Origin of the sequence: uncultured Vibrio sp. (assembly GCF_947488985.1) — a bacterium.
In the GTDB taxonomy this organism is placed as follows: Bacteria; Pseudomonadota; Gammaproteobacteria; order Enterobacterales; family Vibrionaceae; genus Vibrio.
Genome location: NZ_CANLBV010000199.1, coordinates 1 through 1,867 on the forward strand (window position 1 = coordinate 1; position 1,867 = coordinate 1,867).

Here is a 1,867-nt window from a genome sequence, read left to right on the forward strand (position 1 = left end):
ACATGGTGCCTCCGGTGCATTTAAGTACCACATAAGTGTGGCAGATCCTCGGGAGGGGGAATCCATGTCATTCGTTATAGCTCTGGTCAGATCCGCACTCCTAAATCCAATAGCTACGCTATTCACGTATAGTTTGCTATTCGTACGTTACTTGCGTACACTTTGCTTATGAAAAGTGTATTTGTTGAATCAACCATATTTGAAAAGTACCGAAATGATTACCTCAGTGATGAGGAGTTTCGATTGTTCCAAGCTGAACTTATGTCGAACCCGAAGCAAGGTGACGTAATTCAAGGTACTGGTGGTTTACGGAAGATTCGAGTAGCGAGTAAAGGTAAGGGAAAGCGTGGTGGTTCACGTGTTATCTATTACTTCCTCGATGAAAAGCGTCGTTTCTATTTGCTGACTATTTACGGCAAAAATGAAATGTCAGACTTAACCGCAGATCAAAAGAAACAGTTAAAGGCTTTTATGGAGGCGTGGCGCAATGAGCAATCGTGACCTATTTGCAGAGCTGAGTTCTGCACTTGTTGAAGCTAAGGAGCATTCAGAGGGTAAAGTGACTCTGAAAACTCATCAAGTTAATGACATCAGTGAGCTAGATATCTCACCTGATGAAATTGTTAGTATTCGTGAGCAGTTTAATATGTCTCGTGGTGTATTTGCTCGTTTACTGCATACATCATCACGTACATTGGAAAACTGGGAGCAGGGGCGCAGCGCACCAAATGGGCAAGCTGTTACTCTTCTAAAATTGGTACAGCGTCATCCAGAAACTCTGTCGCACATCGCAGAGCTATAACAAACGCTTTAAGGCGGATTCCCAACGCAGCGCGGCTTCATCTCACTTTTTGACTTTAGTGTTTATGGCACAATGGTTTAAGTTTGGTGGTGCGTTGCTCACCACTTAAGCGGGCGTTATGCCTACTGTTGGAGGTTAGTGTATGGAAACATGTAAACTGTGCTTAAAAGACAGAGATCTAAGGAAATCGCACATCATTCCTGATGCTTTCTTTCAATATGTAAAAAAAGAACAAGTTGATGGTCGGCATATTGTAATTACTCGGGATGCTAATTATTGGGGGCAAGAGACTTACTCGGAAAAAATGCTTTGCGGAGAATGTGAGCAGAAATTTTCAGTAAATTTTGAAAAATACGCTGCAGAGTTACTGCTCCACAATCCAAAGAATGTTGGTGTCAGAGTAACTCAATTTAGCGATCATCTCGAATTGTCTGGTGTTAACTATGAAAAGTTAAAGCTATTTCAAATGTCACTATTGTGGCGTGCTTCTGTCTCTAAACTAGATTTTTATAGCGGTGTTTCGTTACATCCTCAGCAAGAGGAAAAACTTAGGGTCAGTTTACTATCTCTTACCGCAATGCGCTCGAATGAATACCCATGTACTTTTGAGAGGGTTATGAGTGATGCTATGCCCGATGCAAAGGAAAGGCGGTCTCGTAAAAGGGTTATTATCAATCCAAAAACCACAACATCAGATATATGTGGCTATACCACATTTGTGCTTGGCGGGTTTTCAATTCGTAGTTATTTGTATTCTGATATTCCTTTGCCTCAAAACCGTTTGTTATGTGAGAGTGGTCTTCTGCGTAGTTACGAAGTCAAAATCAAAGACCATGAGATATTAATGAAAGCCAACTCTACGGCAAACCAAAATATTGCAAGTGATAAGTGCAAGGTGTCATAGGCATAACAAACTGTTTAAGAGTGATTCGCAACGCTTGGCATTTTTGCTATGCGTTGCGTTTTGTGTTTAAGGTTGTATGCGGAAGCTTCGGTATTGCGTTGCTCACACCTTAACAGGGCTACATGGATTCCCCCGGTTGTCAAACATCCGCTAAACTTATA

The 1,867-nt window shown here is 41.6% G+C and carries 3 protein-coding genes; all 3 read left to right on the forward strand.

Annotated elements, in window-relative coordinates; translation table 11 throughout:
• Positions 1 to 168: 168 nt before the first annotated feature.
• The 3 genes from Q1A70_RS19710 (at position 169) to Q1A70_RS19720 (ending at position 1,706) form a co-directional block, all read left to right on the forward strand.
• The gene (locus tag Q1A70_RS19710) at positions 169 to 501 is read left to right on the forward strand and encodes a type II toxin-antitoxin system RelE/ParE family toxin (protein WP_299695690.1); all 333 of its coding nucleotides are present in this window, start codon (positions 169 to 171) and stop codon (positions 499 to 501) included.
• Entirely contained in the window at positions 488 to 802 is a 315-nt protein-coding gene (locus tag Q1A70_RS19715) for a DNA-binding transcriptional regulator (RefSeq protein WP_119912653.1), read from the forward strand. The genes Q1A70_RS19710 and Q1A70_RS19715 overlap by 14 nt, the downstream gene beginning before the upstream one ends.
• Positions 803 to 944: 142 nt before the next feature.
• Positions 945 to 1,706, forward strand: coding sequence for a hypothetical protein (locus tag Q1A70_RS19720; protein ID WP_299695685.1), 762 nt, complete (start codon positions 945 to 947; stop codon positions 1,704 to 1,706).
• The last annotated feature ends 161 nt before the right edge of the window (positions 1,707 to 1,867 follow it).

Excerpts from the sequence above, each read along its gene's own strand:
- Q1A70_RS19715 (WP_119912653.1), top strand. The coding sequence starts at position 488 with ATGAGCAATCGTGACCTATTTGCAGAGCTGAGTTCTGCACTTGTTGAA.
- Q1A70_RS19720 (WP_299695685.1), top strand. The coding sequence starts at position 945 with ATGGAAACATGTAAACTGTGCTTAAAAGACAGAGATCTAAGGAAATCG.
- Q1A70_RS19710 (WP_299695690.1), top strand. The coding sequence starts at position 169 with ATGAAAAGTGTATTTGTTGAATCAACCATATTTGAAAAGTACCGAAAT.